Origin of the sequence: Rhodococcus sp. NPDC078407 (assembly GCF_044542515.1) — a bacterium.
Taxonomy (GTDB): Bacteria; Actinomycetota; Actinomycetes; order Mycobacteriales; family Mycobacteriaceae; genus Rhodococcoides.
Genome location: NZ_JBITUQ010000007.1, coordinates 87,882 through 110,811, shown reverse-complemented (window position 1 = coordinate 110,811; position 22,930 = coordinate 87,882). Strand labels below are relative to the sequence as shown.

Sequence of the window (22,930 nt, the reverse complement as noted above, 5' to 3'; positions counted from 1 at the left end):
TGCGGATATCCACAGGGGGCTTAGTCTGTTTCACGTGTCGCAGGAGACCGCACACGTGCCCAGACCGCCTTCGAGACCAGAACAGGAGCTGACAGAGAAATGATCGACATTTTCGACGCCGCCGTTGCCGATGCAACCGTCGCGCTCAGCCCTGTCCTCGTCGCTGCGCCCCTCGGCACTTCTGCCGCAGCAGCAGGCTCGGTTGCGCAGACGTGGGTTCGCTCCTCCGCTTTCGGCCCGACGCACCAGACCGCTTCGGCGGCCTTCGGGACGATTTCCGCCCACGACGCCGTGGCACCAGGAGCGAATGCTGTTCCGGCAGCCCGACGTCACCGCGCACCAGGCGCGTCCGTGGTCGACAGCAGACACCGACTCAACAGTCGGTAGACGCTTCGACAAGCCCCACCAGGCCACGGACCCGCTCTCGCGGACCGTGGCCTTTCTCGTTCAGGTAGTTCCTCTACCCGAGCGTGAGGCCGACAGGTTCGCTTCACCCCTCGAACCGATAACGACGCCGCACGAAAAGTAGAGGAGACCGACGTGTCAACCGCCACGATCCGGACGACATGCCGACCGGAGTCCGAAAGTGCCTATGCTGCACGGTATTCGACAGAACGTTATTCGACAGAACTGGGCCCGGCTGGACTGGGCTCGACAGGGTCTGCCGAACTCCAGCTGTCGGTGCCCTGCCGAGCGGCGAACCCCGACATGTGGTTTGCCGACAGCCCGGCCGAGCTCGAGCAGGCGAAGGCCCTGTGCGCCCAGTGCCCCATCCGGCGAACCTGCTTGGATGCTGCATTGGACCGCGCCGAGCCCTGGGGCGTGTGGGGCGGGGAGATCCTCGATCAGGGAGTGGTGATCGCCCAGAAGCGTCCCCGCGGACGGCCGCGCAAGAACGCGGCGTGATCTCAAGTGCCGCACGAACTCCAGAAACCGATGCCCGGTTTCACCGTACGATTCAATCGGTGAAGCCGGGCATCCACTCGGTGAGGATGGCCATGTACGGCGCGTACGCGTCGAGCTGGGCGCAGATTCCGACCAGTCCACCGAGAACTCGGAAGATCATCACGTACTCGGCCGGCATGTTCAACGCTCGTACCGTACGAAACTGCGCGCTGTTGAAATCTGCTGCAGTACCCGCGGCTTTCTGTAGCCACGCGCGGGTGAAGTGGAACGACTCGGTGTGGATCGGATCGGTGAACGGACGCAGGTAGTCCGCAATTTCCTTCTCCGTCACCGTTCTGCCCGGCACCACGAAACCGCTCTCGGTGAACAACACCACCAGTTCGTCGAACTTCTCGTCCCGCGCGAGCGCCACCATCTTGCCGAGTACGGGTGGGAGACCGTCGGGCATCGGAGCGCACGCACCGAAGTCGATGACGCCCATCCGTCCGTCGTCGAGCATCATGAAGTTGCCCGGATGCGGATCCGCGTGCAGCAACTTCGCGCGAGCGGGGGATACGAACGCGAACAGGGCCAGTAGCTCCCCTGCTCGGTTGCGCTCCTCGGCCGTACCGCTGGTAATGACGTCGGCCAGCGGCCTACCCGTCATCCATTCGCTGACAACAACTTTGGGCGCACTAGCAACAATTTTGGGAATGGCGAACTGTGGATCGCCCGCGAACTCCTTGCTGAAGGCCCGCTGATTCGCTGCCTCGATGCGGTAGTCGAGCTCATCCTCGGTGCGGGCAGTCAGTTCCTCGAGCACCGGCTTGACGTCCGTGCCCGCAAGTACGGTGCTGAACAGGTTCGCGAAACGCGACAGTGTCTTGAGGTCGGACCGCAATGCGTCGTCGGCACCCGGGTACTGGATCTTGACGGCCACGTCACGCCCGTCCGACCAGGTGGCCCGGTGCACCTGGCCGATGCTCGCCGAGGCGATCGCGGTGTCGTCGAAATCGAGGAAGCGTGATCGCCATGCTGTACCGAGTTGTTGATCCAACACACGGTGCACCGTCTTGGCAGGCATGGGTGGACCCTGTGCCTGGAGCTTGGTCAGGGCTTCTCGGTACGGTTCGGAATACTCCTCGGGAACGGCGGCTTCCATCACCGAGAGCATCTGCCCCAGCTTCATGGCACCGCCCTTGAGTTCGCCCAGAACGGAGAACAGTTGCTCCGCGGCTTTCGCGGCCATGTCCGCGTCGATCTCGTCGCGATTTCCTCCCGCGAGCTTCTTACCGAAGCCCATGGCAGCACGCCCCGCCATTCCCAAGGGAATGCTGGCCAGTTTTGCGGTTCGGGTCGATCCACGGCGCGGTATGTCAGACACAGCTCCATCATGGCTGAACCTTCCGACAATTGCTTGGACCGTCCCACTTCGACTCGTATCGGTCGAGGTGAGCTCGCTCCCAGCCGCCTCGTAGATGCCAGAATCACAATCGACGTCAGCAGTCACAGTCAGTGCCGGCAATCGCCCGCAGTGCCGGCAATCGCCCTCAGTGCCAGCAATCACAGTGGGGGTGCTTGGACCACAGTCTCTTGTGCACGGTCGTCTCGCGTGCTGCGAGATCGATTTCCATCGTGCAATCGGCGGTCTCCGGCAACGACGCGTCGGAGCGGCCGATGAGTGGTTCGAGCTGTGCGAATGCGAACGCCGCCGTGGCCATGACCGTCGCGCTGCTGGCGTGTCCGACGGTGCCGAGTAGCTGGGCTGACAGATGCGGCCATTCAGGATCGAGGTCGCAGCGCGTCAGATCCGCGCATCGTAGGCAACTCGTTCTGCCGGGCAGTACGAACGGCCCGACCACACCCTTGCCGTCGCGCAGCCGCACCTGCAGGTGTGGGGTGTGCAGGCGCACCAGATCGGTCACCAGCCGAGGTTCGGCGACCAGATCGTCGGCGAGTACGACGATGTCGTAATTCCACGAGTTGACCGCCGACTGTGGGTAACGCGTGGGCGTCAGGCTCGACCGGCTCACCGCGGCGCTCGTCCGGCCCAGACCCGAGGCCAACGCGTCCGAGATCGGACCCCGCCCGACGACGTGGACGGTGCGCACGATTCCGGGTCCGTCCGGCGGATCGTGTTGCGATGTATCGGCCGCGGCGGGACCGCTCGTGCCGTGCATCAGCAACCCGGACTCCTCCAACTCCCCGAGCATCGCCGATGTTCGATTGGCCGAAAGCCCCAATGTCATTGCATGACAGACGATGTGCGGCCTCGAACGGCCGGCGGCGAGAAGCCGGAGAAGCTCGAGTATCGAACCCGGCTCGGTACCGGGAGGCGGAGTGACGACGACGCTGGTCTCGGGGCTCCAGCCCAATTGCACGGTGCCGTCCCGACGCGGCAGTATCGCTACCGCAGGATCGAGTCGAACGGTCGGTGTGATCATGGAACACACTCTGACAGCGGGCGCTCCGGCGGACGCCCGCCCACACCACGTTATCCACAGGGTGGCGGACCCTCTGACCAGCCGTTCTACGGAGAAAGCAGAACTCGTTCGAAATCTCCCGAATCAGCTGGTGGATGACCCCTTGTCGGAATCACCGTCGCCCTTCTCCGCGTCGTCGCCTTTGGATTCACTGCCCTTGGAGTCGCCTGTGTCTGCGGCCTGTTCGGCTTCTGCGCGTTCCTTGGCCTCCATCGCTTCGAGCTGTGCGATCGGGTCGTCGAAGTTCGACGTTCCGCCGCCGACGACCCGGTCGATGAACGCTGCAGGGTTGTCCAGATCCGACGCGTCGGGCAGCAGGTCGGGGTGTGCCCACACCCCGTCACGTCCCTCGATGTCGGCTGCGGCGAGAAGCTGCCGCCAGAGCTCTGCAGCCTCGCGGACCTTGCGGGGACGCAATTCGAGGCCGACCAACGTGGCGAAGGTCTGCTCCGCCGGCCCGCCGGATGCCCTGCGTCGGCGGATTGTTTCGCCGAGTGCGATGGCACCGGGCAGACGATCGCCCAACGCGGCCGCAACCACGGTCTCGACCCACCCTTCGACCAGTGCCAGCAACGTCTCCAGACGCTCTAGTGCGTGCTTCTGTTCCGGCGTCGTCTGTGGTTCGAATGCACCTTGCTGCAGGATCGCTTCGATCTTGGACGGATCGGTCAACGCGGATGGATCGAGACCGGCCGCTGCCTCCTCGATCGCCGAGAAATCCATCCGGATTCCGCGCGCGTACTCCTCGACCGTGGCAAGCACACGTTGGCGCAACCACGGAATGTGGCTGTACAGCCTCTGGTGGGCCGCTTCGCGAGCGGCGAGGAACACCAACACTTCACGGTCCGGTTGCTCGAGCCCCTCACTGAACGACGCGACAGCCGATGGCAGTAGCGCCGCCGTACCCGAAGGTCCCAGTGGCAGACCGATGTCGGTGGAGGTGAGCACCTCCTTGGAGAGTTGTCCGAGTGCTTGGCCGAGTTGAGAACCGAAGGCCATCCCGCCCATCTGAGTCAGCATGCCCATCATCGGCCCGGCCATCTGCTGAGCCTCGGCGGGGAGACCGGATGTCCACATGCCCGAGATCTGCTCGGCGACCGGGTCACACAGTCTTTTCCACGTCTCGATCGTGTTGTCGAGCCAGTCGACGGGCGTCCATGCTGCTGTCTTGGTAGCACCTGCGGGCAGCGTGGTCGCCCCGTCCAACCAGAGCTCGGCCAGGTGTGCGGCGTCTGTGATGGCCTCGCGCTCGCCCGCGGACACCGGGCTGAAATCACCCATCTGCTGACGAGCGAGCTGCTTGGCAAGGTCGTAGTTCACCGGTCCGGAACCGGCTCCACCGGCAGCGCCCATGCCGCTGAGCATCTGACCGAACTGAGTGAGCATCTGGCCCAGCTGTGCGGGGTCGAAGCCCTCGGCACCGAAGCCGAAACCGGCGGGGTTGCCCGAACCGTCCGGATCCTTCTTCTTGTCCGGGTCGTCGTCGGAGGCACCGAAACCAAAATTGCTCATGTCTCAACGGTACAAGCCCGGCGAAGTCGGAGCGTGGCAGATCGTCACGCTGACGGCGAACAACATTGTCCGCCGGTGTCGACGAGTACGCGTCGAGGCAGGGGCGGACTGAACGGTCGACGGTATCCGGATCTAGTGTCTACCGAGTGAACCGAAGGATCGCGACTCTCGTCGCTGCGCTGGTACCGGTGCTGGTGCTGGGCGTCACCGGATCGGTCGTCACCGTTCCGTTCGCCGCCCTCGGCCCCGGCCCCACGTACAACACTCTGGGAGAGGTCGACGGAGTGCCGGTGGTGCAGATCGACGGAACCGACGTCGATCCGACGGCGGGCAACCTGAACATGACGACGGTGGCCGTGCGGGATCAGCTCAATCTGTTCGAGGCACTCGGTTTCTGGGCGAGCGGTCGTCAGGGTCTGGTTCCGCGCGAAGAGGTCTATCCGCCGGACAGGTCGAGAGAAGAAGTGCAGGAAGGCAATCAGGCGGATTTCGAGGAGTCCGAGTCGAGTGCCGAACTTGCCGCCCTGAACCACCTCGATCTGCCGGTGTCGCTGGCGGTGGCCAGCGTGGCCGAGGATGGGCCTGCTGCTGGAGTTCTGAACGTGGGGGACACGTTCGTGTCGGTGGGCGGTAACCCGGTCGACACTGCGTCGGCGGTACGTGAGGCCGTCAGCGCCCGCGCGCCCGGTGACTCACTCGACATCGAGTACGTGCGCAACGGCACTACGCAGACGAGCGCCGTCGTCCTGGGGGCACGGCCCGACGATGCCACCAAGGGTTACCTCGGCGTCACTCCGGAAGAACAGCCCGACGTCCCGTTCAAGGTGAAGTTCAACCTCGCCGACGTCGGTGGCCCGTCGGCCGGATTGATGTTCAGCCTCGCGGTGGTCGACAAGCTCAGTCCCGGTGAGCTGAGCAACGGAGAGTTCGTTGCGGGGACGGGAACCATCGACGCCGAAGGCACCGTCGGTCCCATCGGCGGGATCCCGTACAAACTGATCGCCGCCCGAGAAGCCGGAGCCACCACATTTCTCGTGCCGGACGCGAATTGCGGTGAGGCGACACAGAACGTCCCCGACGGCCTCGACTTGGTACGCGTCGAATCGTTGGACGGTGCAGTCCAAGCGCTGCAGGCACTCGGTTCCGGCGGCGACGCGCCGTCCTGCAGCTGAGCCGGCCCTGTCGCTAGTCGTCGTCGTCGACGACGTCGAATGTCGCGTAGAGCCCGTGCACGACGTTGGGGGCCAGGTCCTCCGCTATGCGAAGGTCGATGGGAGCGAAGGGGTCTGCGTCCTCATCGGGGTGCAATTGCAGCAGCGTCAACGACGGACCGTCCTTGAGGACCGCGACGATCAATCGAGCATCCCGCTTCTCGGGATGGTTCTCGGCGGCAGAGCGCGCGGCCTCGTCGGCTGCATCGGGATCGGCGAGCAGGGGCATCAAGGCATCGTCGAGGGTCGATTCGGCGGCCGGGGGGAGCACCACGATCTCTTGCACCAGCGCGCACCCCACGACACCCTCGGGCCACGTCGAGGTGGCGAGGAACTCGTCGAGGGCCGGTGAGCCGCCAGTGATGTCCTCGGGCAGCGAGTGCTGTTGGATCGGAGTCAGAGCAGCGCCGTCGGCCAGATCGTCGAGCAAACCGGGTTCGGCTGCGGCGAGCGCTGCGGTGGGAACCAACGCGAACATCTGGGGGGATTGCTGCCAACCTCCGGCATCGACGAAATCCGCCACTTCGCGGGCACATCGCGCCAGCGCCTCGGCCGCGTCGTGCCCACCGGACTCTGGGTCGAACTCGCTAGCGAAATCGTCTTCGCCGGGCAGTCCGTTGCTGTCGTTGCTCACCGCACTATCCTCGCATTCGGATGGTTCGGCGGATGTCGACGCTCCTGACCTGCGATCAACAGCGGCCGCAGCACGGGCGTCGCAGCCGTAGGATCACCTACGTACAGTAGGGCGAAACGGACATGCGGTGCACGAACAGTGCATCGTGCAAGTCATCTGCGGCGCCGTCGGCGTCGCCCGAAGTTGGAGTGTGGCTCGTGGGCATGAGGCCCCCCACCGGTATGCCGTCCTTGTCGCGGCGCAGCCGGATCTTACTTGTTCTGGCCTTGGTAGCGGCAGGTCTGCTGCTCATCGGTCCCCGTCTGATCGACGTCTACACGAACTGGCTGTGGTTCGGCGAAGTCGACTTTCGCGGCGTGTACACGACCACTCTGCTGACACGGTTGATCATCTTCTTCGTCGTCGCTCTGGTCGTCGGACTGATCATGTTCGCGGCTCTGGCTGTGGCGTATCGCAATCGTCCGGTGTTCGTTCCGGTCGCCGGCCCCAACGATCCGATCGCGCGGTACCGCACCACGGTGATGAGCCGGTTGCGCCTGTTCGGCATCGGCATTCCGGTGGTGTTCGGCTTCCTCTCCGGCATGATCGCCCAGTCCAGCTGGGTGACGGTGCAACTGTTCCTGAAGGGCGGCGACTTCGGGGTCACCGATCCGCAGTTCGGCCTCGACGTCGGGTTCTACTCTTTCGACCTGCCGTTCTTCCGGTTCATCCTCAACTGGCTGTTCGTTGCCGTCGTACTGGCCTTCCTCGCGAACCTGGTGACTCAGTACGTGTTCGGCGGAATTCGTCTGGCCGGACGCGAAGGCGCTCTCACCCGTGCGGCACGTATTCAACTGGCCGTCATCGCCGGCAGCTTCGTTCTGCTCAAAGCGGTGGCGTACTGGTTGGATCGGTACACACTGCTCTCGAGCAGTCGGAAAGAACCCACGTTCAGCGGTGCCAGCTTCACCGATATCAACGCGGTGCTGCCCGCCAAACTGATCCTGCTCGCGATCGCCGTGATCTGTGCGATCGCCTTCTTCGCGGCAATCTTCCTGCGTGATCTCCGGATTCCGGCCTTGGCCACGGCATTGCTGGTGCTGTCGTCCATCTTGATCGGTGCCGTCTGGCCGCTGGTGATGGAACAGTTCTCGGTGCGCCCCAACGCGGCCGAGAAGGAAAGCACCTACATTCAGCGGAACATCACTGCGACGCGGGATGCGTACGGAATCGGCGACGACGTCGTGGAGTATCAGGACTACTCGGGCGAAAGTTCCCAGAATCCGCGCGAGAGCGAGGCCGACCGCACGACCATCGCCAACACTCGTCTACTGGACCCGAACGTCTTGTCCCGCACGTTCACTCAGCAGCAGCAGCTGAAGAACTTCTTCGGATTCCCCGACACGCTCGACATCGACCGGTACGAAATCGACGGGCAACTGCAGGACTACATCGTTGCCGCTCGCGAGCTTTCGCCCCAGTCTCTGACCGGCAACCAGACGGACTGGATCAACCGGCACACCGTCTACACGCACGGAAACGGATTCGTTGCGGCTCCCGCCAACAGGGTCAACGCAGCCGTCCAGGATCCGACGGCCGAGGGCGCGAACAGCAACAGCGGCTACCCGATCTACACGGTCAGCGACATTGCGTCCCAGGATTCCGAGCAGGTGATTCCGGTCGATCAGCCGCGCATCTACTACGGCGAGGTCATCGCAGCAGCCGATCCGGACTACGCGATCGTGGGAGCCACAGGCACCGGGGATCGCGAGTACGACACCGACGAATCGAACTACACCTACACCGGTTCCGGCGGCGTCTCGGTGGGTAACTGGTTCAACCGCTTGGCGTTCGCTGCCAAGTACGCCGAGCGCAATATTCTCTTCTCCGGAGCCATCGGCGACGATTCCAAGATTCTGTTCGATCGCGATCCTCGCGACCGTGTGCAGAAGGTTGCGCCGTGGCTGACCACCGACACCGATTCGTACCCGGCGGTCGTCGACGGCAAGATCGTTTGGATCGTCGACGGCTACACGACGCTGAAGGACTATCCCTACGCGCAGCGGGCTTCGCTGGACGGTCTCACAGTGGACAGCGTGGAGTCGACGACAGGTCGTCCGCTTCCCCGCGACGAGGTGTCGTACATCCGAAACTCCGTCAAAGCGACGGTCGACGCATACGACGGTTCGGTGACTCTGTATCAGGTCGACGACACGGATCCCGTGCTGAGGGCCTGGATGGGTGTGTTCCCGGATTCGGTTCAGCCCGAGTCCGCGATCACGGACGAGCTCCGCTCGCACTTCCGATATCCGGAGGATCTGTTCAAGGTCCAGCGAGAAATGCTGGCGAAGTACCACGTGGACAACCCCAACGAGTTCTTCACCAACAACGCGTTCTGGTCCGTGCCGAGCGATCCGACCAGCAACAGCGGCGCTGGAAGTGATCTGAATCAGCCCCCGTATTACGTCCTCATCGGCGATCCCGAGACCGGAGAGCCGTCGTTCCGGTTGACCAGCGCCATGGTTGGGTTCAACCGAGAATTGCTGGCCTCGTACATCTCGGTACGTTCCGATCCCGAGAACTACGGCAAGTTCACGGTGCTGCAGTTGCCGACGCAGACTCAGACCCAGGGTCCGCAGCAGGCACAGAACTCGATGACCTCCGACGCGCGGGTGGCATCGGACAGAACGCTGCTCGAGCAGTCCAACGAGCTGCAGTACGGCAACTTGCTGACGCTCCCGATTGCCGATGGCGGGATTTTGTACGTGGAACCGCTGTACACCTCTCGTAAGAACGCATCGACCTCGACCTTCCCGCAGCTGACCAAAGTTCTGGTGAGTTATCGGGAGCCGGGGCCGGAGGGCGGTGTCCGTGTCGGGTACGCCCCTAGGTTGTCGGAGGCGCTCGACCAGGTGTTCGGAGCAGGAACTGGCCAGGCAGCCACTGCTCCGGGCGGGGCTCCGGAGGATCCGCAATCGGCCGAACCGAGTGACACTTCGGAGGCCGAGACAACGACCCCGACCAGCCCGAGTCCGGCTCCGGCCACGGGCGGGTCGGCTACGCGGGACGCAGCGGTCACCGGGTTGAATGCGGCACTCACCGCCGTGCGCACCGCCCAGCAGAGTGGCAATCTGGCAGACCTCGGCACCGCACTCGAGAACCTGCAGACTGCCGTCGACACGTACAACCAGGCAGGTAACTGATCGATAGGGCCACGGCCCGTTGACACGACCGAAAGAGCCGCCTCACCATATCGGTGAGGCGGCTCTTCCGTTGTGTCACTGCAGTTCGAGTGAACTGCCCGTGATCAGCGTCCGATGGGCGCGAGCACCGGTGCGTTGGCTGCAACCAAGTGCTGGAACTGCGTGCTCAGGCCGTACTGGTCGGCCAGCTTGGACGCTGCGTCGAACGCGCCCTGAGCAGCCTGCGTGGCCGCTGCGACCTCGGGAGCCACGGCCGGCGCGGGCACCGGTGCCGGCGCGGGAGCTGGCTGCGGTGCCGGTGCGGGAGCCGCCTCGGGCTCGGGAGTGGAGGCGGCGGTGCTCAGCTGCTTTCCGCACGTGGGCCATGCGCCCGGTCCCTGACTCTGCAGGGTGTTCTCCGCGACGCGGATCTGCTCGGCCTTGGATGCGTTGGCCGGTGATCCGGTGCCACCGTTGGCCGTCCAGGTGCTCTGCGAGAACTGCAGGCCACCGTAGTAGCCGTTTCCGGTGTTGATGCTCCAGTTGCCACCGCTTTCGCACTGTGCGACCGCGTCCCAGTTGTTCGGGGCTGCATTGGCGGTTCCGGCAGAGACGCCGAGGGGGATCGCTACGGCGGCACCTGCGATGGTGGCCAATCCGAGTGCGCGCCGGACTCGAGTCTGCTTGCCGGCATTGTTCTGAGTGGTCATGCGGGGTGAATCCTTTCCGCGCTCGACTGGCGCGACTGGCCTGTAGTCACCTCGCCGTGATGTGTGGCGTTGGTGACCAGGCGCTTCGTATCGTCGCGGCTCTGCCCCCGTACGTATTGGGGACCACACCCGCGGGGCAGAGCGAAGGAAGCGGCGGGGTGGTGCAGGCCCAGCGGTTTAGGGCCGTCCGTGAAGGTAGTCGACGATTCACCTACCGTCACGGAGCAGGAATGGGATGACGGGCGTCCATATGGTGAGATAAACGGTGGTATTTGCCCAGTTCAAACCGCATCGTCGCACTATCGTTTCACCTTCGTAACCCGAACGTTATGTGACTCGAAACACGCATGAAAAGAGACGCGGAGCACTATTTCGAAGTGGCTCCACCGTGATACGCGCGCATGACGACGCGTGGCTGTGCACTCGCGAGCGCACAGAAGTCACGTGATTTGCATTGGCCGTACCCCTGGGAGTAACTTTGTTGTCGCAACGCGGGGTGGAGCAGCTCGGTAGCTCGCTGGGCTCATAACCCAGAGGTCGCAGGTTCAAATCCTGTCCCCGCTACCACTCGAATAGCCCGAGGCCTTACGGTCTCGGGCTTTTTCGTGTTCTCATGGCTGCTGTGAGTGTCTGTCCGACCGTCCGGTATCCGAGCGCGGACGGCGGCCGCAGATGATCCTGCCCGCCGTCAGGGACCCCCGCCTCGTCACTGTCCGGCGCGGTGGACTGCTGTCCGACGACGACCATCGGAGCCTTGCGCTCTGGGCTGCCGCCTGCGCAGAACATGTGCTCTACCTCTTCGAGGGTGTCGAACCCGACGATCGTCGACCGTGGGAGGCGATCGAGGCCACGCGCGCGTGGGCACTCGGTGAGCTGTCGATGATGGAGACCCGTGCCCTGGGCGGACATGCGATGGGCGCGGCGCGTCCGCTTCGCGGAGCTGCTCGGTTCGCTGCCTTCGCTGCAGGCCAGGCCGCGTGCGTGGCGCACGTGGCCGAGCACGATCTGGGAGCTGCGGCGTACGCCATCAAAGCAGCTCGAGCTGCGGCACCGTCGGGCAGCGAAGCCGCTGCGGCGCACGCCGAAAATCTGTGGCAGAGGAAGCAACTCCCGGACAGCGTCCGGGAGTTGGTGTTGGAGGACCAGTACAGGAGAAACAGCATCTGCTGGCATGTGTTCGAGCCGACGACAGAATCTCGGCAGTAGACATCGTCGATGTGTGAGGAGTGATCTCGGTGGAGGTCCACCGACCGGCCGCGCGTCGTCGTGGACCGGTTGCGTCGATGTGACGCGCAGGGTCCTGTCCCGAGGTCAGTCCGAGACCTGCTCCCGCGCATCGTCACTGGTGACGATGTCGTCGTCGGTGGCCGCAGCATCCTCGGGTTCGTCTGCGGTGAGGTCGACCGTATCTGCGCCCTCGAGAGCCGTCAGTTCCTGTTCTGCCTCCGCAATCAGGCCTTTGGCGTTCTCTTCTACCTTCTTGATCCACTCGGCCATGACAGTCACCCTTCGCTCGGTCGTGTACCACCGGTCTACCAGATTCGAGCCCGCTGACGGCAGATCAGGTGGATTCGGTGCTCTCGGCCTGTGCGCGTGCGTCGGTGACTTCGGCCAGACATCGTGTGAGCAAACGCTTCTCGGGTGTCGTTCGCGCGAAGTCCAGCGCTTGCCGATAGTGCACGGCGGACTCGTCCACTCGGCCGAGTCGGTGCAGCAGATCGGCCCTCGCCGTCGCGAACGGGTGGTAACGGCGCAGGGCCGGTTCGGCGGCGACGGTGTCCAACAACTCGAGGCCGGCCTCGGGCCCCTCGACCATCGCGACGGCAACGGCCCGATTGAGGGCCACGATCGGTGACGGTGTGAGTGTCGTCAGCACGTCGTACAGGGCCACGATCTGAAGCCAGTCCGTGCTGTCGGCGTCCGGTGATTCGTCGTGCAGTGCCGCGATGGCGGCCTGGACGGCGTACGGACCACCCCGGCCGCTGCCAAGGGCCTCGACTACCAGTTGTGAACCCTCCGCGATGAACTCGGCATTCCAGAGTCGACGGTCTTGATCGGCCAACAGCACTATTTCACCGTCCGGGGTGATCCGAGCGTCGCGTCTGGCGTCGACGAGCAGCATCAGCGCCAGCAGACCGGTCACCTCGGGCTCGGATGGCAACGCGGCGCGGAGGAGTCGGCCCATACCGAGCGCCTCGTCGGTGAGATCGACGCGGCCTACGTGGTCACCCGATGTCGCCGAATAGCCCTCGGTGAAGATCGAATAGACCACCTCGAGCACCATCGGTACCCGGCCTGCCAGCTCGTCCGGACCCGGAAGTCGAAACGGTATCCGTGCAGCTCGAATCTTGTTCTTGGCTCGGACAATTCGCTGTGCCGCCGTCGCCGGCGGGATGAGCAGCGCCCTGGCCACCTCGCCGGTGCCGAGACCGGCCAGGCACCGAAGAGTCAGCGCCAACCGGTCAGCGGGGGCGAGGGCCGGATGCGCGCAAGTGAAGAACAATTGCAGCCGGTCGTCGGGCAGACTTTCGTCGAGCGGATTCAGGCTGCTCGGTTCGTTGCGATCCATATCCGCCTGTAGCACTCCGACTTTCGCGGCCAGATTGTGGTCGCGTCGCAGTCGATCGACCGCCTTCCGCCGGGCAGTGGTGACCAACCAGGCGCCGGGCTTGGCCGGGATGCCGTCGATCGGCCAGTGTTTCAGGGCCGATTCGATGGCGTCCGCGGTGACTTCCTCCGCGAGGTCGAGGTCGTGATAACGCTGCACCAGCGAGGCGAGCAGGATCGAGCGCTCGGCTCGGAAGACCGAGTCGAGCGCTCGACGAACCTCGGCATCGGTCACCGAAGAACCCGGCACGTCGGCACTGTGCCGGTCAGAACTCGGCAATGGGGCGCACGATCACCGTGCCACCGTCCTTGGAACCCGGGCACCGGGCCGCCCATTCGAGTGCGGCGTCCAGGTCGGGAACGTCGATGACGTCGTATCCACCGAGAACCTCATGAGATTCGGCGTACGGTCCGTCGGTGACGGTGCGTTCTCCGGTGGAGGCGTCGACGCGCACGGCCGTGGCCGTCGTCAGGTCCGCCATCGCGTGACCGGAGACGTGAACGCCCGCCTCCTTCATCTCCTTCTCGTAGGTCATCCAGTCCTCGACACTGCTGCAGCCCGGAGCTGCGCCCGGTGCGGTGTCGGCGTTGATCAAGAGGATGTACTTCATGGTGCGCTCCTGAGTTCGATATCTCGGTGTGGCGGCGTGATCGGCCGTACACGAAGACGACGTTCGGGAACTCACGATATCGACACCGGCCCAGGATTTTTCTTTCCGGCGCACGAAAAACGGCATCGGACTCGACGTCCGATGCCGTTTCGCGGCACTTCTCGGCTCGATCACGAGCCGAGTGTCACTTCAGTTCTGCCGACGACTTTCCGAGTACGCGGCGGGCAACGATCAGCTGCTGAATCTGCTGTGTGCCCTCGAAGATGTCGAGAATCTTGGAGTCGCGGCTCCACTTCTCGAGCAACGGGCGCTCGGAGTAACCGTAGGAACCGGCCAGTTCCACTGCCTTCAGGGTGATGTCGACCGCCGAGCGACCGGCCTTGGCCTTGGACATCGACGCCTGAAGGGAGTTCGGCTCCTTGTTGTCGGCCATCCACGCTGCGCGCAGTGCGAGCAGGTGCGCCGCTTCCCAGTCCGCTTCCAGGCGCAGGAATTCTGCGGCGGCCGCGTGCTGATTGTAGGCGGGGGTCTCGTAGGAGATGTCGACTCCGGCATCGACCAGGATGGACCGCAACTCCTCGAGCGCCGCTCGTGCCACACCGATCGCCATTCCGGCCACCAGTGGACGCGTGTTGTCGAAGGTCTGCATGACGCCGGCGAAGCCCTTTTCGACGTTCACCTCGGCGGTGCCGAGCAGGTTGTCCTTCGGGATACGGCAATCCTCGAGCAGCAGGGCAGCGGTGTCGGAGGCCTTGATGCCCAGCTTGTGCTCGAGGCGGGCGACCGACAGGCCCGGTGCATCACGCGGGACGACGAACGACTTGATGGCCGCGCGGCCGAGTGACTTGTCCACCGTCGCCCACACCACGATGTGGGTGGAGCGCTCACCGGCGGTGACGTAGATCTTCTCGCCGTTGAGTACCCACTCGTCGCCGTCGAGCACTGCGGTGGTGGTGACTGCGGCGGAGTCGGAGCCGAATCCGGGCTCGGTGATGGCCATCGAAGCCCACACCTTGCCGAAGCGCTCGAGCTGCTCGTCGGTGGAGACCGCCGCGATAGCCGAGTTGCCGAGTCCCTGGTACGGAATCGACAGCGTGAGGCCGACGTCGCCCCAGCAGGTCTCGATCACATTCACCAGAGCGGACATGTTGCCGCCGTTGGAGTTGGCGGTCTTGCTGGGCTTGGCCGACTCGCTGTCCTTCTCACGGCCACCGGCTGCTCCGCCGATTTCGCCGCCGGCATCGGACATGCCTTCGACCATCGACGCCATGGTGTCGAGTTCCACCGGATACTCGTGCTCGGCGAGATCGTACTTGCGGGAGATCGGGCGGAAGATCTCGGCAGCGACCTGGTGAGCCTGATTCGCCTGCGCCCGAAGCTTCTTGGGAAGTTCAAGATTGATCATGGTGTGTGTCCTTGGGTGAGTGCCATGGAATTCGGGGCGGCGAGCTAGATGAGAACGATGCCTTCGGCGACGCCGACGGACCGCAGATCGCGGTACCACCGCTCGACCGGGTGCTCCTTGGTGAAGCCGTGACCGCCGAGCAGCTGCACGCCGTCGGAACCGATCTGCATGCCCTTCTCGGACGCGAGGCGCCGTGCCAGTGCCGACTCGCGAGCGAACGACAGTCCCTGTTCGGCGCGGGAGGCACCACGCAACGTGACCAGGCGCATGCCGTCGAGCTCGATGGCGATGTTGGCAACCATGAAAGCCACGGCCTGACGGTTGCTGATCGGCTCACCGAATGCGACGCGATCGTTGACGTAGGGAATGACGTAGTCCAGAACGGCCTGGCTCGTACCTACGGCCAGTGATGCCCAGCCGAGTCGCGCGAGACCGATGGCCGCGCTGTATTCGGCGGCCCGCTGGTCTGCGTCACCGTCGCCGAGCAGTGCCGACTCGGGAACTGCGACGTCGGTCAGGATCAGGCGACCGAGGCCGGCTGCGCGCAGGCCCATGCTTGGATCAGCTTCGACGACAAGGCCTTTGGAATCGGACTCGACGATGAAGAACGCCGGACGGCCTTCGAGTTCCGCAGCGATGACGAACAGCTCGGAGCTTCCCGCAGCGGGCACGAGGCTCTTGACGCCGTTGAGCTTGTAGCCGCTGGGGGAGCGCACTGCTTTGGTCTGCAGGGCGTACGGATCGAACAGTGCGCGTGGCTCGTTGACGACCACTGCGGCATTGGGCACCTTCTCACCGACGAAAGCCGGGAGGTAGGTCTTCTGCTGTGCGTCGGTGCCCCACTGGGTGAGGGCGACAGCGACGCCGCTGGGCGCGAGGATCGGCAGTGCCAAGCCCATGTCGCCGTGGGCGAGCGCCTCGGCAACAAGAGAGTTGGTGACTGCGCCACGCTCGGAGGCGGCACCGTCCAGTTCCTCGGGAACGTTGATGAGCGTGATGCCGAGCTCGGCAGAACGACGAACCAGATCCTCGGGCGACGAGGCACTGTGGTCCGCGTCGAACGCAGCCGGACGCAGAATCTCCTCGGCGAACTCCTTGACCGTCTCGACGATCATGCGCTGTTCGTCGTCGGGCGTCAGATCGAAGTAGCTCAGATTCTTGGCCGCACCGTCGTCGAGACGCTTGGGCTTGCCGCCGCCGGTGACGCTGGCGAACGTGCGATTGGCGGCACCGAGGGTTTTGAAGCCCGTCTTGGTGCTCTCGTACGTCACGCGGTCGATGGTCTGGCGGAGGTTGTATTTCTCCGCCAGATCCGAACCGGTGATGGCGGTCAGAACGCGCATCGCGGTTCCGATCGCATCTCTCTTGAACGGGTTGAGGCCAACCGCAGAAGTATCGCGGGGCACCTTCGGGCGCTTCGCGTCGACCACACTGTCTTGCTTGCTCATGATCACCAGTTCCTCGGCGTCGGTCACGGACAACACAGACCTTACTCCCGAGTAAGTTAGCTGTCTACTGTCGAGTAAGGACCGGTGTCGTACGACACCCGAGCGCAGTTTCGTACCGTGCGTCGTACTGGTGTGGCACGCTGATTCCGTGCATCCGACAGTTCAGATCTTCGCCGCGCTCGCCGCTGCCCTTCACGTCGCCATCTTCGTCATGGAAAGCGTGCTCTGGTCCAAACCCGCCGTCTGGGCGAAGTTCGGTGTCGCGAGCCAGAACGATGCCGACGTCACCAAACCGATGGCGTTCAACCAGGGCTTCTACAACCTGTTTCTCGGCATCGGCATCGTGGTCGGCCTCGTCATGGGCGGCTCGGCGGGCGACGCCATCGTCTATTTCGCCTGCGCCAGCATCGTCGGCGCGGCCGTGGTGCTCGCCATCGGCGGAGCGAAGTACTTCCGGCCCGCCTTCGTTCAGGGCATCACGCCGCTGATCGCGCTCGTTCTCGCTGCAATTCTGTAGGCCGACTCTAGTTCTCCAGGCCGGCTTCAGTCCTCCAGGTCGGCTTCAGTTCTCTATGCCGGCGTCATGCCATCCGGGAGCAGGTGCCGGAGAACGTCAGGGTGCAGCAGGCCGTTGGTGGCCACGGCGCTGCCGCCGTGCGGGCCCGGGGTGCCGTCGAGTGCGCTGAAGCTGCCCCCGGCCTCGCGTACGAGTACATCGAGCGCAGCCAGGTCCCACAGAGAAACCTCGGGTTCGGCGGCGATGTCGACTGCGCCTTCCGCCACGAGACAGTACGAGAAGAAGTCGCCGTAGCCGCGTACTCGCCAGACTGCGTCGGTCAGATCGAGGAACCGATCTCTGATACCGAGATCCGCCCACCCGCTGAGACTGGAGAAGCTCAGAGACGACGATTCCAACGAAGCGACCTGCGAGACCTCGATCCGGCGCGGGGCGCCATCATTCGATGCCGTCCAGGCCCCCATATCGAGTGCGGCCCACCAACGTCGGTTCAGCGCGGGTGCGCTGACGACTCCTACTCGCGGTACGCCGTCGTCGAGCAGGGCGATCAACGTGGCCCACACCGGAACGCCGCGGACGAAGTTCTTGGTGCCGTCGATGGGATCGACCACCCACTGTCGGCCGCTGAAAGTCGCGGTGCCGCCGAACTCCTCGCCCAGCAGAGCGTCGGCGGGTCGTTGCGCACCGAGTGCGCTGCGGATCGTCGTCTCGACAGCCAGGTCCGCGTCGGACACCGGTGTGAGATCCGGCTTGGAGTCCACCGAGAGGTCCAGGGCCAAAAATCGTCGCCGGGTGATGGCGTCGGCCTCGTCGGCGAGTCGGAGGGCGAGCGAAAGATCGGCGGAGTAGTCGGTCACCGCGTAAGACTAACGACGGTCCGTCGCGGCCACGCCTGCCGATACTCGGGGGCGGTCGGGCGCAGCTTCGCCAGCCGGTAACCTTGACTCTCGTGCATCCCGACGTTTCTGCAGACCTCGCCGAGCTCGATACCACTCTGTCCACCGTCGAGTCGGTTCTCGACGTCGAGGAACTGCGGCGACGCATCGACGAGCTCGAGCACCAGGCCGCATCTCCCGACTTGTGGAACGACCAGGAACACGCGCAGCAGGTGACCAGCCAGCTGTCCCACGCTCAGGCCGAACTGCGCCGAGTCGAGGAGCTCCGTCAGCGCCTCGAGGACATGCCGGTCCTGTACGAATTGGCCGAGGGTGAGGAGGGCGACGACGCTGCGTCCGCCACCGCCGATGCCGATGCCGAGCGGGCGTCACTGCGGGAGGACATTGCTGCCATGGAAGTCCGCACCCTGTTGTCCGGCGAATACGACGCCCGTGATGCCCTCGTGAACATTCGTTCCGGTGCAGGCGGCATCGACGCCGCAGACTGGGCGGAAATGCTGATGCGCATGTACATCCGCTGGGCCGAGAAGCATGGTTACGGCGTCGAGGTCTACGACACGTCCTACGCCGAAGAAGCGGGCATCAAGAGCGCCACGTTCGCTGTCAAGGCTCCGTACACGTACGGCACGTTGTCGGTGGAGCAGGGCACGCACCGGCTCGTGCGGATCAGTCCGTTCGACAACCAGGGTCGTCGCCAGACCTCCTTCGCCGAGGTGGAGGTGCTTCCGGTCGTCGAGACCACCGACCACATCGAGATCCCCGAGAACGACATTCGCGTGGACGTCTACCGCTCGTCCGGGCCCGGCGGCCAGTCGGTCAACACCACCGACTCGGCAGTTCGATTGACGCACATCCCGACCGGCATCGTGGTGACCTGCCAGAACGAGAAGTCGCAGCTGCAGAACAAGGTGTCGGCCATGCGGGTCCTGCAGGCCAAGCTGCTCGAGGTCAAGCGCAAGGAAGAGCGCGCCGAGATGGACGCACTCAAAGGCGACGGGGGCAGCTCCTGGGGTAACCAGATGCGTTCGTACGTGCTGCACCCATATCAGATGGTCAAGGACCTGCGTACCGAGTACGAGGTGAACAATCCGTCTACTGTTCTCGACGGGGACATCGACGGATTTCTGGAATCGGGAATCCGCTGGCGAATGCGGGGGGAGCAGTAGATGATCGGTCACAGTGCAGGTTCTGCTTCGTCGATCCGATGACGGCCTGGCTCAACGTGACGCCCGAGGTGAAGCTCAACGGCCTCGGCATCCTGTTGTACATCCTCGGCGGCTTACTCGCTGCGCGCTTCGTCACGTGGACCGGGTCTCGGATCACTGCCCGAATCGACCAGAACTACCAGCACAGCGACGCGCTGGTGCGTTCCGAGGCCGCGAAGCATCGGCACGCCCTCGCGCAGGTGATCACCTGGGTCGTCGTCACCCTCATCTACATTCTCGTCACCATCGAGGTGTTGCGTCGCTTCGGTTTCGGCGTCGGCGGTCTCGTCGCACCGGCAACGGTTCTCGGTGCAGCGCTCGGCTTCGGCGCGCAGCGTGTGGTGCAGGACATCCTCGCCGGTTTCTTCATCATCACCGAACGTCAGTACGGGTTCGGCGACGTGGTGCAGATCGCGGTTCTCGGTTCCGCCGAGGACGCCGAGGGGACCGTCGAGGACGTCACGCTCCGGGTGACTCGAGTGCGCAGTGTCGACGGCGAGGTCATCACGGTCCCCAACGGACAGATCGTCAAAGCGATCAACCTGTCGAAGGACTGGGCTCGCGCCGTCGTCGACGTACCCGTGCCCAGCACTGCAGATCTGACGCAGGTCAACGCGCTGTTGCGAGCGGTCGGACGCGATGCTTTCGCCGATCCGCACCTTCGTCCGTTGCTACTCGACGAGCCCACGGTGATGGGCGTGGAGAGCATCGAAGTGGGGCAGGTCAATGTGCGCCTGGTAGCACGGACGCTACCGGGAAAGCAGTTCCAGGTGGGCCGCGACATCCGCGTCCGAGTGGCCGCAGCGCTGCAACCCGAGGGCATCAGTGTCGCCCCCGACGTCAGTACTGCCGGTGTTGCCGAGGAAGCGTCGAGACCCGTCAAGACGGAGGGCACATGAACGCACCGGGCACCGGAACCGAACGCCGGCAACGGAACTGGCGGCAGTGGCGAATCCCGGCCAAGATCCACGGTCGGGTGCGGACGTCCACCGTCGCGTTCGGAATCTTCTTCGTGCTCACCGGTTTGTGGTACGGACAGGTCAGCAACGAGATCGCCGAGAGGGACAGCGAACAGATCCAAGGGCCGACAGCCGTCGATCCGGGCGAGCTCACCCCATACACACAGCCGCAGCCCGAGCCGTCCTTGTCGGGCACCTCGACCACGACGCCGACGCCTGTCCCGACAACCGTCGAGGAGCAACCGTCGGACGCCGTCGAGGGCACCGGAGCGCAGTCGACGACAACCGCGCCGCCCACCACGACTTTCGGCCTGCCGCTTCCGCCGGGTATTCAGTCGCTGATACCCACCCAGACGACCCCGACGCCATCTCGCTGACGCCTTCTGCACCGTCTCGCGGGACTCGCCGCGGTGCCCGAGCACTTCCGGCTGTTACCGGCAAGTAGGGACTACACTGGCGACCCGTGATCAGCACCTCGAATGTGTCGAAGTCCTACAAGACGTCCACCAGGCCCGCGCTGGACAAAGTGACTGTCTCCATCGACAAGGGCGAGTTCGTGTTCCTGATCGGTGCCTCGGGTTCGGGCAAGTCGACGTTCATGCGGCTGCTCCTCAAAGAAGAGACGCCGACCTCCGGTGACATCCACGTCGCAGATTTTCACGTCAATCGGTTGGCCGCCCGTCGTGTGCCTCGGCTGCGGCAGAGCATGGGATGCGTCTTCCAGGACTTCCGTCTTCTGCAGCAAAAGACCGTCGTCGAGAACGTGGCCTTCGCGCTCGAGGTGATCGGTAAGCCGCGCTCGATGATCAAGCGCACCGTGCCCGAAGTGCTGGACCTGGTGGGACTCGGTGGGAAGTCCGATCGCCTGCCGAACGAGTTGTCCGGTGGCGAGCAGCAGCGTGTCGCGATCGCACGGGCATTCGTCAACCGCCCGCTGGTCCTGCTCGCGGACGAGCCGACCGGAAACCTGGATCCGGATACTAGCCAGGACATCATGCTGCTGCTCGAGCGCATCAACCGCACCGGAACCACAGTGCTGATGGCTACCCACGACAACCACATCGTCGATTCGATGCGCCGCCGGGTCGTCGAACTGGACAACGGACGAGTCGTTCGTGACGAGGCCCGCGGGGTCTACGGCGTCGGGCGCTGACGCCGCCCCTCGGACAAGACCGCTCAGACTTCTCGACCGAACGAATCGAAGGGCTCGGATTCCGCGATGCGCGCAAGTTTCATCTTCAGCGAGGTCCTCACCGGGCTTCGCCGCAACATCACCATGACGATCGCCATGATCTTGACGACCGCCATTTCGCTCGGCCTGTTCGGGGGCGGACTCCTCGTGGTGCAGATGGCCGGAAAGACCCAGCAGATCTTCCTCGATCGCGTAGAAGTGCAGATCTTCCTCACCGACGACATCTCCGCAACGGATCCCGATTGCGCACAGGACACCTGTTCCACCCTGCGCTCGGACCTCGAGAGCACGCCTTCGGTGGTTTCGGTGCAGTACCTGAACCGCGAGGACGCAGTGAAGGACGCCACCGAGCGGGTGTTCAAAGACCAGCCCGAACTGGCCGAGCTGGTCAGTGCCGACAGCTTCCCGGCCTCGTTCAAGGTGCGTTTGAGCGATCCCGAACGCTTCGGGGTGATCAACGACAACTTCCAGAACCGACCGGGCGTGCAGAGCGTGCTCAATCAGCGCGACCTGGTCGAGCGTCTGTTCAGTGTGCTCAACGGTGTGCGCAACGCTGCCTTCGCGATCGCCACGGTGCAGGCCGTCGCCGCAATCCTGTTGATCGCCAACATGGTTCAGATTGCCGCGTTCACCAGGCGGACCGAGGTGGGCATCATGCGGTTGGTCGGTGCCACGCGCTGGTACACCCAGCTGCCGTTCCTGCTCGAGGCGGTGGTTGCCGCGTTGATCGGCTCTGCGCTGGCGATCGCGGGCTTGTTCACAGCGAAGAACATGTTCATCGACGACGTGCTCTCCGATGTGTACCAAGCCAATATTCTGGCGCGGATATCGAACAGTGACGTCCTGCTCGTCTCGCCGTTCCTCGCGCTGGTGGGCGTCGGAATGGCCGCGGTGACGGCGTACATCACGCTGCGCCTGTACGTGCGCGAATAAATTCGCTTGCCGTTCGGTTCTATGCTGGAGCGGTTGCCCGTGGAACCGCTCCACCCGGCCGAACGCTCGAGAAAGGGCCCTGAAGTGAGAGAGAAGGGCCGCAAGGCCATCGCGACCAATCGCAAGGCGCGGCACAACTACTCCATCCTCGATGTCGTCGAGGCCGGAGTCGCCCTCGTCGGAACCGAGGTCAAGAGCCTGCGTGACGGCAAGGCCTCGTTGGTCGACGCCTTCGCGACCGTCGACGACGGTGAGATCTGGCTACGCGGATTGCATATCGCCGAATACACGCTCGGGAGCTGGACCAACCACGCACCGAGGCGAAACCGCAAACTGCTTCTTCACCGTCGTGAGATCGACCGTCTGGCCGGCAAGGTGAAAGAGGGAAACCTGACGTTGGTGCCGTTGTCGATGTACTTCTCCGACGGCAAGGTCAAGGTCGAACTCGCGCTGGCCAAGGGCAAGCAGGACTACGACAAGAGGCAGTCGCTGGCCAAGCGCACCGCCGAACGCGAGGTCACTCGTGAGCTGGGGCGTCGTGTGAAGGGAATGCGCTGACCG

At 64.3% G+C, this 22,930-nt stretch carries 23 protein-coding genes and 1 tRNA gene; 13 read left to right on the top strand and 11 right to left on the bottom strand.

Annotation, left to right across the window (positions count from 1 at the left end; genetic code table 11):
- The first annotated feature begins 99 nt into the window (after nucleotides 1-99).
- Nucleotides 100-387, top strand: coding sequence for a hypothetical protein (locus tag ACIGGF_RS10010; RefSeq protein WP_397521192.1), 288 nt, complete (start codon nucleotides 100-102; stop codon nucleotides 385-387).
- Nucleotides 388-630: 243 nt separating this feature from the next.
- Nucleotides 631-906, top strand: coding sequence for a WhiB family transcriptional regulator (locus tag ACIGGF_RS10005; RefSeq protein ID WP_397521270.1), 276 nt, complete (start codon nucleotides 631-633; stop codon nucleotides 904-906).
- A 52-nt stretch (nucleotides 907-958) separates the two neighbouring features.
- Here the strand turns inward: ACIGGF_RS10005 and ACIGGF_RS10000 are convergent, their stop codons facing one another.
- The 3 genes from ACIGGF_RS10000 to ACIGGF_RS09990 form a co-directional block, all read right to left on the bottom strand.
- The gene (locus tag ACIGGF_RS10000) at nucleotides 959-2,269 is read right to left on the bottom strand and encodes an ABC1 kinase family protein (RefSeq protein ID WP_397521191.1); all 1,311 of its coding nucleotides are present in this window, start codon (nucleotides 2,267-2,269) and stop codon (nucleotides 959-961) included.
- 166 nt (nucleotides 2,270-2,435) lie between these two features.
- Nucleotides 2,436-3,329, bottom strand: coding sequence for a hypothetical protein (locus tag ACIGGF_RS09995; protein WP_397521190.1), 894 nt, complete (start codon nucleotides 3,327-3,329; stop codon nucleotides 2,436-2,438).
- Between the two features lie 123 nt (nucleotides 3,330-3,452).
- Entirely contained in the window at nucleotides 3,453-4,880 is a 1,428-nt protein-coding gene (locus tag ACIGGF_RS09990) for a zinc-dependent metalloprotease (protein ID WP_397521189.1), read from the bottom strand.
- Nucleotides 4,881-5,026: 146 nt separating this feature from the next.
- Here ACIGGF_RS09990 and ACIGGF_RS09985 point away from each other — a divergent pair, with 146 nt between their 5' ends.
- On the top strand, nucleotides 5,027-6,052 hold the full coding sequence (locus ACIGGF_RS09985; RefSeq protein WP_397521188.1) for a PDZ domain-containing protein: 1,026 nt from the start codon (nucleotides 5,027-5,029) through the stop codon (nucleotides 6,050-6,052).
- Between the two features lie 13 nt (nucleotides 6,053-6,065).
- Here the strand turns inward: ACIGGF_RS09985 and ACIGGF_RS09980 are convergent, their stop codons facing one another.
- A complete protein-coding gene (locus tag ACIGGF_RS09980; protein ID WP_397521269.1) occupies nucleotides 6,066-6,635 on the bottom strand; it encodes a PPA1309 family protein in 570 nt (189 codons plus the stop codon).
- Between the two features lie 287 nt (nucleotides 6,636-6,922).
- Between ACIGGF_RS09980 and ACIGGF_RS09975 the strand changes: the two genes are divergently transcribed.
- Nucleotides 6,923-9,907, top strand: a complete 2,985-nt coding sequence (locus tag ACIGGF_RS09975; RefSeq protein WP_397521187.1) for a UPF0182 family protein — start codon at nucleotides 6,923-6,925, stop codon at nucleotides 9,905-9,907.
- 104 nt (nucleotides 9,908-10,011) lie between these two features.
- Here the strand turns inward: ACIGGF_RS09975 and ACIGGF_RS09970 are convergent, their stop codons facing one another.
- On the bottom strand, nucleotides 10,012-10,596 hold the full coding sequence (locus ACIGGF_RS09970) for a transglycosylase family protein (protein ID WP_397521186.1): 585 nt from the start codon (nucleotides 10,594-10,596) through the stop codon (nucleotides 10,012-10,014).
- 490 nt (nucleotides 10,597-11,086) lie between these two features.
- On the opposite strand from ACIGGF_RS09970, the gene ACIGGF_RS09965 reads away from it, so the two are divergent.
- A tRNA-Met gene (locus tag ACIGGF_RS09965) sits at nucleotides 11,087-11,163 on the top strand.
- A gap of 105 nt (nucleotides 11,164-11,268) precedes the next feature.
- The gene (locus ACIGGF_RS09960; protein WP_397521185.1) at nucleotides 11,269-11,802 is read left to right on the top strand and encodes a putative immunity protein; all 534 of its coding nucleotides are present in this window, start codon (nucleotides 11,269-11,271) and stop codon (nucleotides 11,800-11,802) included.
- Between the two features lie 105 nt (nucleotides 11,803-11,907).
- Here the strand turns inward: ACIGGF_RS09960 and ACIGGF_RS09955 are convergent, their stop codons facing one another.
- The 5 genes from ACIGGF_RS09955 to ACIGGF_RS09935 all read right to left on the bottom strand — a co-directional run bounded on the left by ACIGGF_RS09955 (nucleotide 11,908) and on the right by ACIGGF_RS09935 (nucleotide 16,673).
- The gene (locus ACIGGF_RS09955; RefSeq protein ID WP_397521184.1) at nucleotides 11,908-12,093 is read right to left on the bottom strand and encodes a hypothetical protein; all 186 of its coding nucleotides are present in this window, start codon (nucleotides 12,091-12,093) and stop codon (nucleotides 11,908-11,910) included.
- 64 nt (nucleotides 12,094-12,157) lie between these two features.
- Nucleotides 12,158-13,453, bottom strand: a complete 1,296-nt coding sequence (locus ACIGGF_RS09950) for an RNA polymerase sigma factor (RefSeq protein ID WP_397521183.1) — start codon at nucleotides 13,451-13,453, stop codon at nucleotides 12,158-12,160.
- Nucleotides 13,454-13,469: 16 nt separating this feature from the next.
- On the bottom strand, nucleotides 13,470-13,814 hold the full coding sequence (locus ACIGGF_RS09945) for a YciI family protein (RefSeq protein WP_397521182.1): 345 nt from the start codon (nucleotides 13,812-13,814) through the stop codon (nucleotides 13,470-13,472).
- 184 nt (nucleotides 13,815-13,998) lie between these two features.
- Entirely contained in the window at nucleotides 13,999-15,219 is a 1,221-nt protein-coding gene (locus tag ACIGGF_RS09940; RefSeq protein ID WP_397521181.1) for an acyl-CoA dehydrogenase family protein, read from the bottom strand.
- Nucleotides 15,220-15,263: 44 nt separating this feature from the next.
- Complete coding sequence (locus ACIGGF_RS09935; RefSeq protein WP_397521268.1) at nucleotides 15,264-16,673, bottom strand: acyl-CoA dehydrogenase family protein; 1,410 nt, start codon at nucleotides 16,671-16,673, stop codon at nucleotides 15,264-15,266.
- A 142-nt stretch (nucleotides 16,674-16,815) separates the two neighbouring features.
- Between ACIGGF_RS09935 and ACIGGF_RS09930 the strand changes: the two genes are divergently transcribed.
- Entirely contained in the window at nucleotides 16,816-17,184 is a 369-nt protein-coding gene (locus ACIGGF_RS09930) for a DUF1304 domain-containing protein (protein WP_397521180.1), read from the top strand.
- A 53-nt stretch (nucleotides 17,185-17,237) separates the two neighbouring features.
- Here the strand turns inward: ACIGGF_RS09930 and hisN are convergent, their stop codons facing one another.
- Nucleotides 17,238-18,041 (bottom strand): histidinol-phosphatase, encoded by an 804-nt coding sequence (gene hisN, locus ACIGGF_RS09925; RefSeq protein ID WP_397521179.1) that lies wholly within the window; start codon nucleotides 18,039-18,041, stop codon nucleotides 17,238-17,240.
- Nucleotides 18,042-18,133: 92 nt separating this feature from the next.
- Between hisN and prfB the strand changes: the two genes are divergently transcribed.
- The 6 genes from prfB (at nucleotide 18,134) to smpB (ending at nucleotide 22,927) form a co-directional block, all read left to right on the top strand.
- Nucleotides 18,134-19,246, top strand: coding sequence for a peptide chain release factor 2 (gene prfB / locus ACIGGF_RS09920; protein ID WP_068045939.1), 1,113 nt, complete (start codon nucleotides 18,134-18,136; stop codon nucleotides 19,244-19,246).
- Nucleotides 19,247-19,284: 38 nt separating this feature from the next.
- Entirely contained in the window at nucleotides 19,285-20,184 is a 900-nt protein-coding gene (locus tag ACIGGF_RS09915) for a mechanosensitive ion channel family protein (RefSeq protein ID WP_397521178.1), read from the top strand.
- Nucleotides 20,181-20,621 (top strand): hypothetical protein, encoded by a 441-nt coding sequence (locus ACIGGF_RS09910; protein ID WP_397521177.1) that lies wholly within the window; start codon nucleotides 20,181-20,183, stop codon nucleotides 20,619-20,621. The genes ACIGGF_RS09915 and ACIGGF_RS09910 overlap by 4 nt, the downstream gene beginning before the upstream one ends.
- 86 nt (nucleotides 20,622-20,707) lie before the next feature.
- The gene (gene ftsE, locus ACIGGF_RS09905) at nucleotides 20,708-21,397 is read left to right on the top strand and encodes a cell division ATP-binding protein FtsE (RefSeq protein ID WP_008717614.1); all 690 of its coding nucleotides are present in this window, start codon (nucleotides 20,708-20,710) and stop codon (nucleotides 21,395-21,397) included.
- A 66-nt stretch (nucleotides 21,398-21,463) separates the two neighbouring features.
- Nucleotides 21,464-22,369 (top strand): permease-like cell division protein FtsX, encoded by a 906-nt coding sequence (ftsX, locus tag ACIGGF_RS09900; protein WP_397521176.1) that lies wholly within the window; start codon nucleotides 21,464-21,466, stop codon nucleotides 22,367-22,369.
- 84 nt (nucleotides 22,370-22,453) lie between these two features.
- On the top strand, nucleotides 22,454-22,927 hold the full coding sequence (gene smpB, locus ACIGGF_RS09895) for an SsrA-binding protein SmpB (protein WP_027496576.1): 474 nt from the start codon (nucleotides 22,454-22,456) through the stop codon (nucleotides 22,925-22,927).
- Nucleotides 22,928-22,930 lie beyond the last annotated feature (3 nt).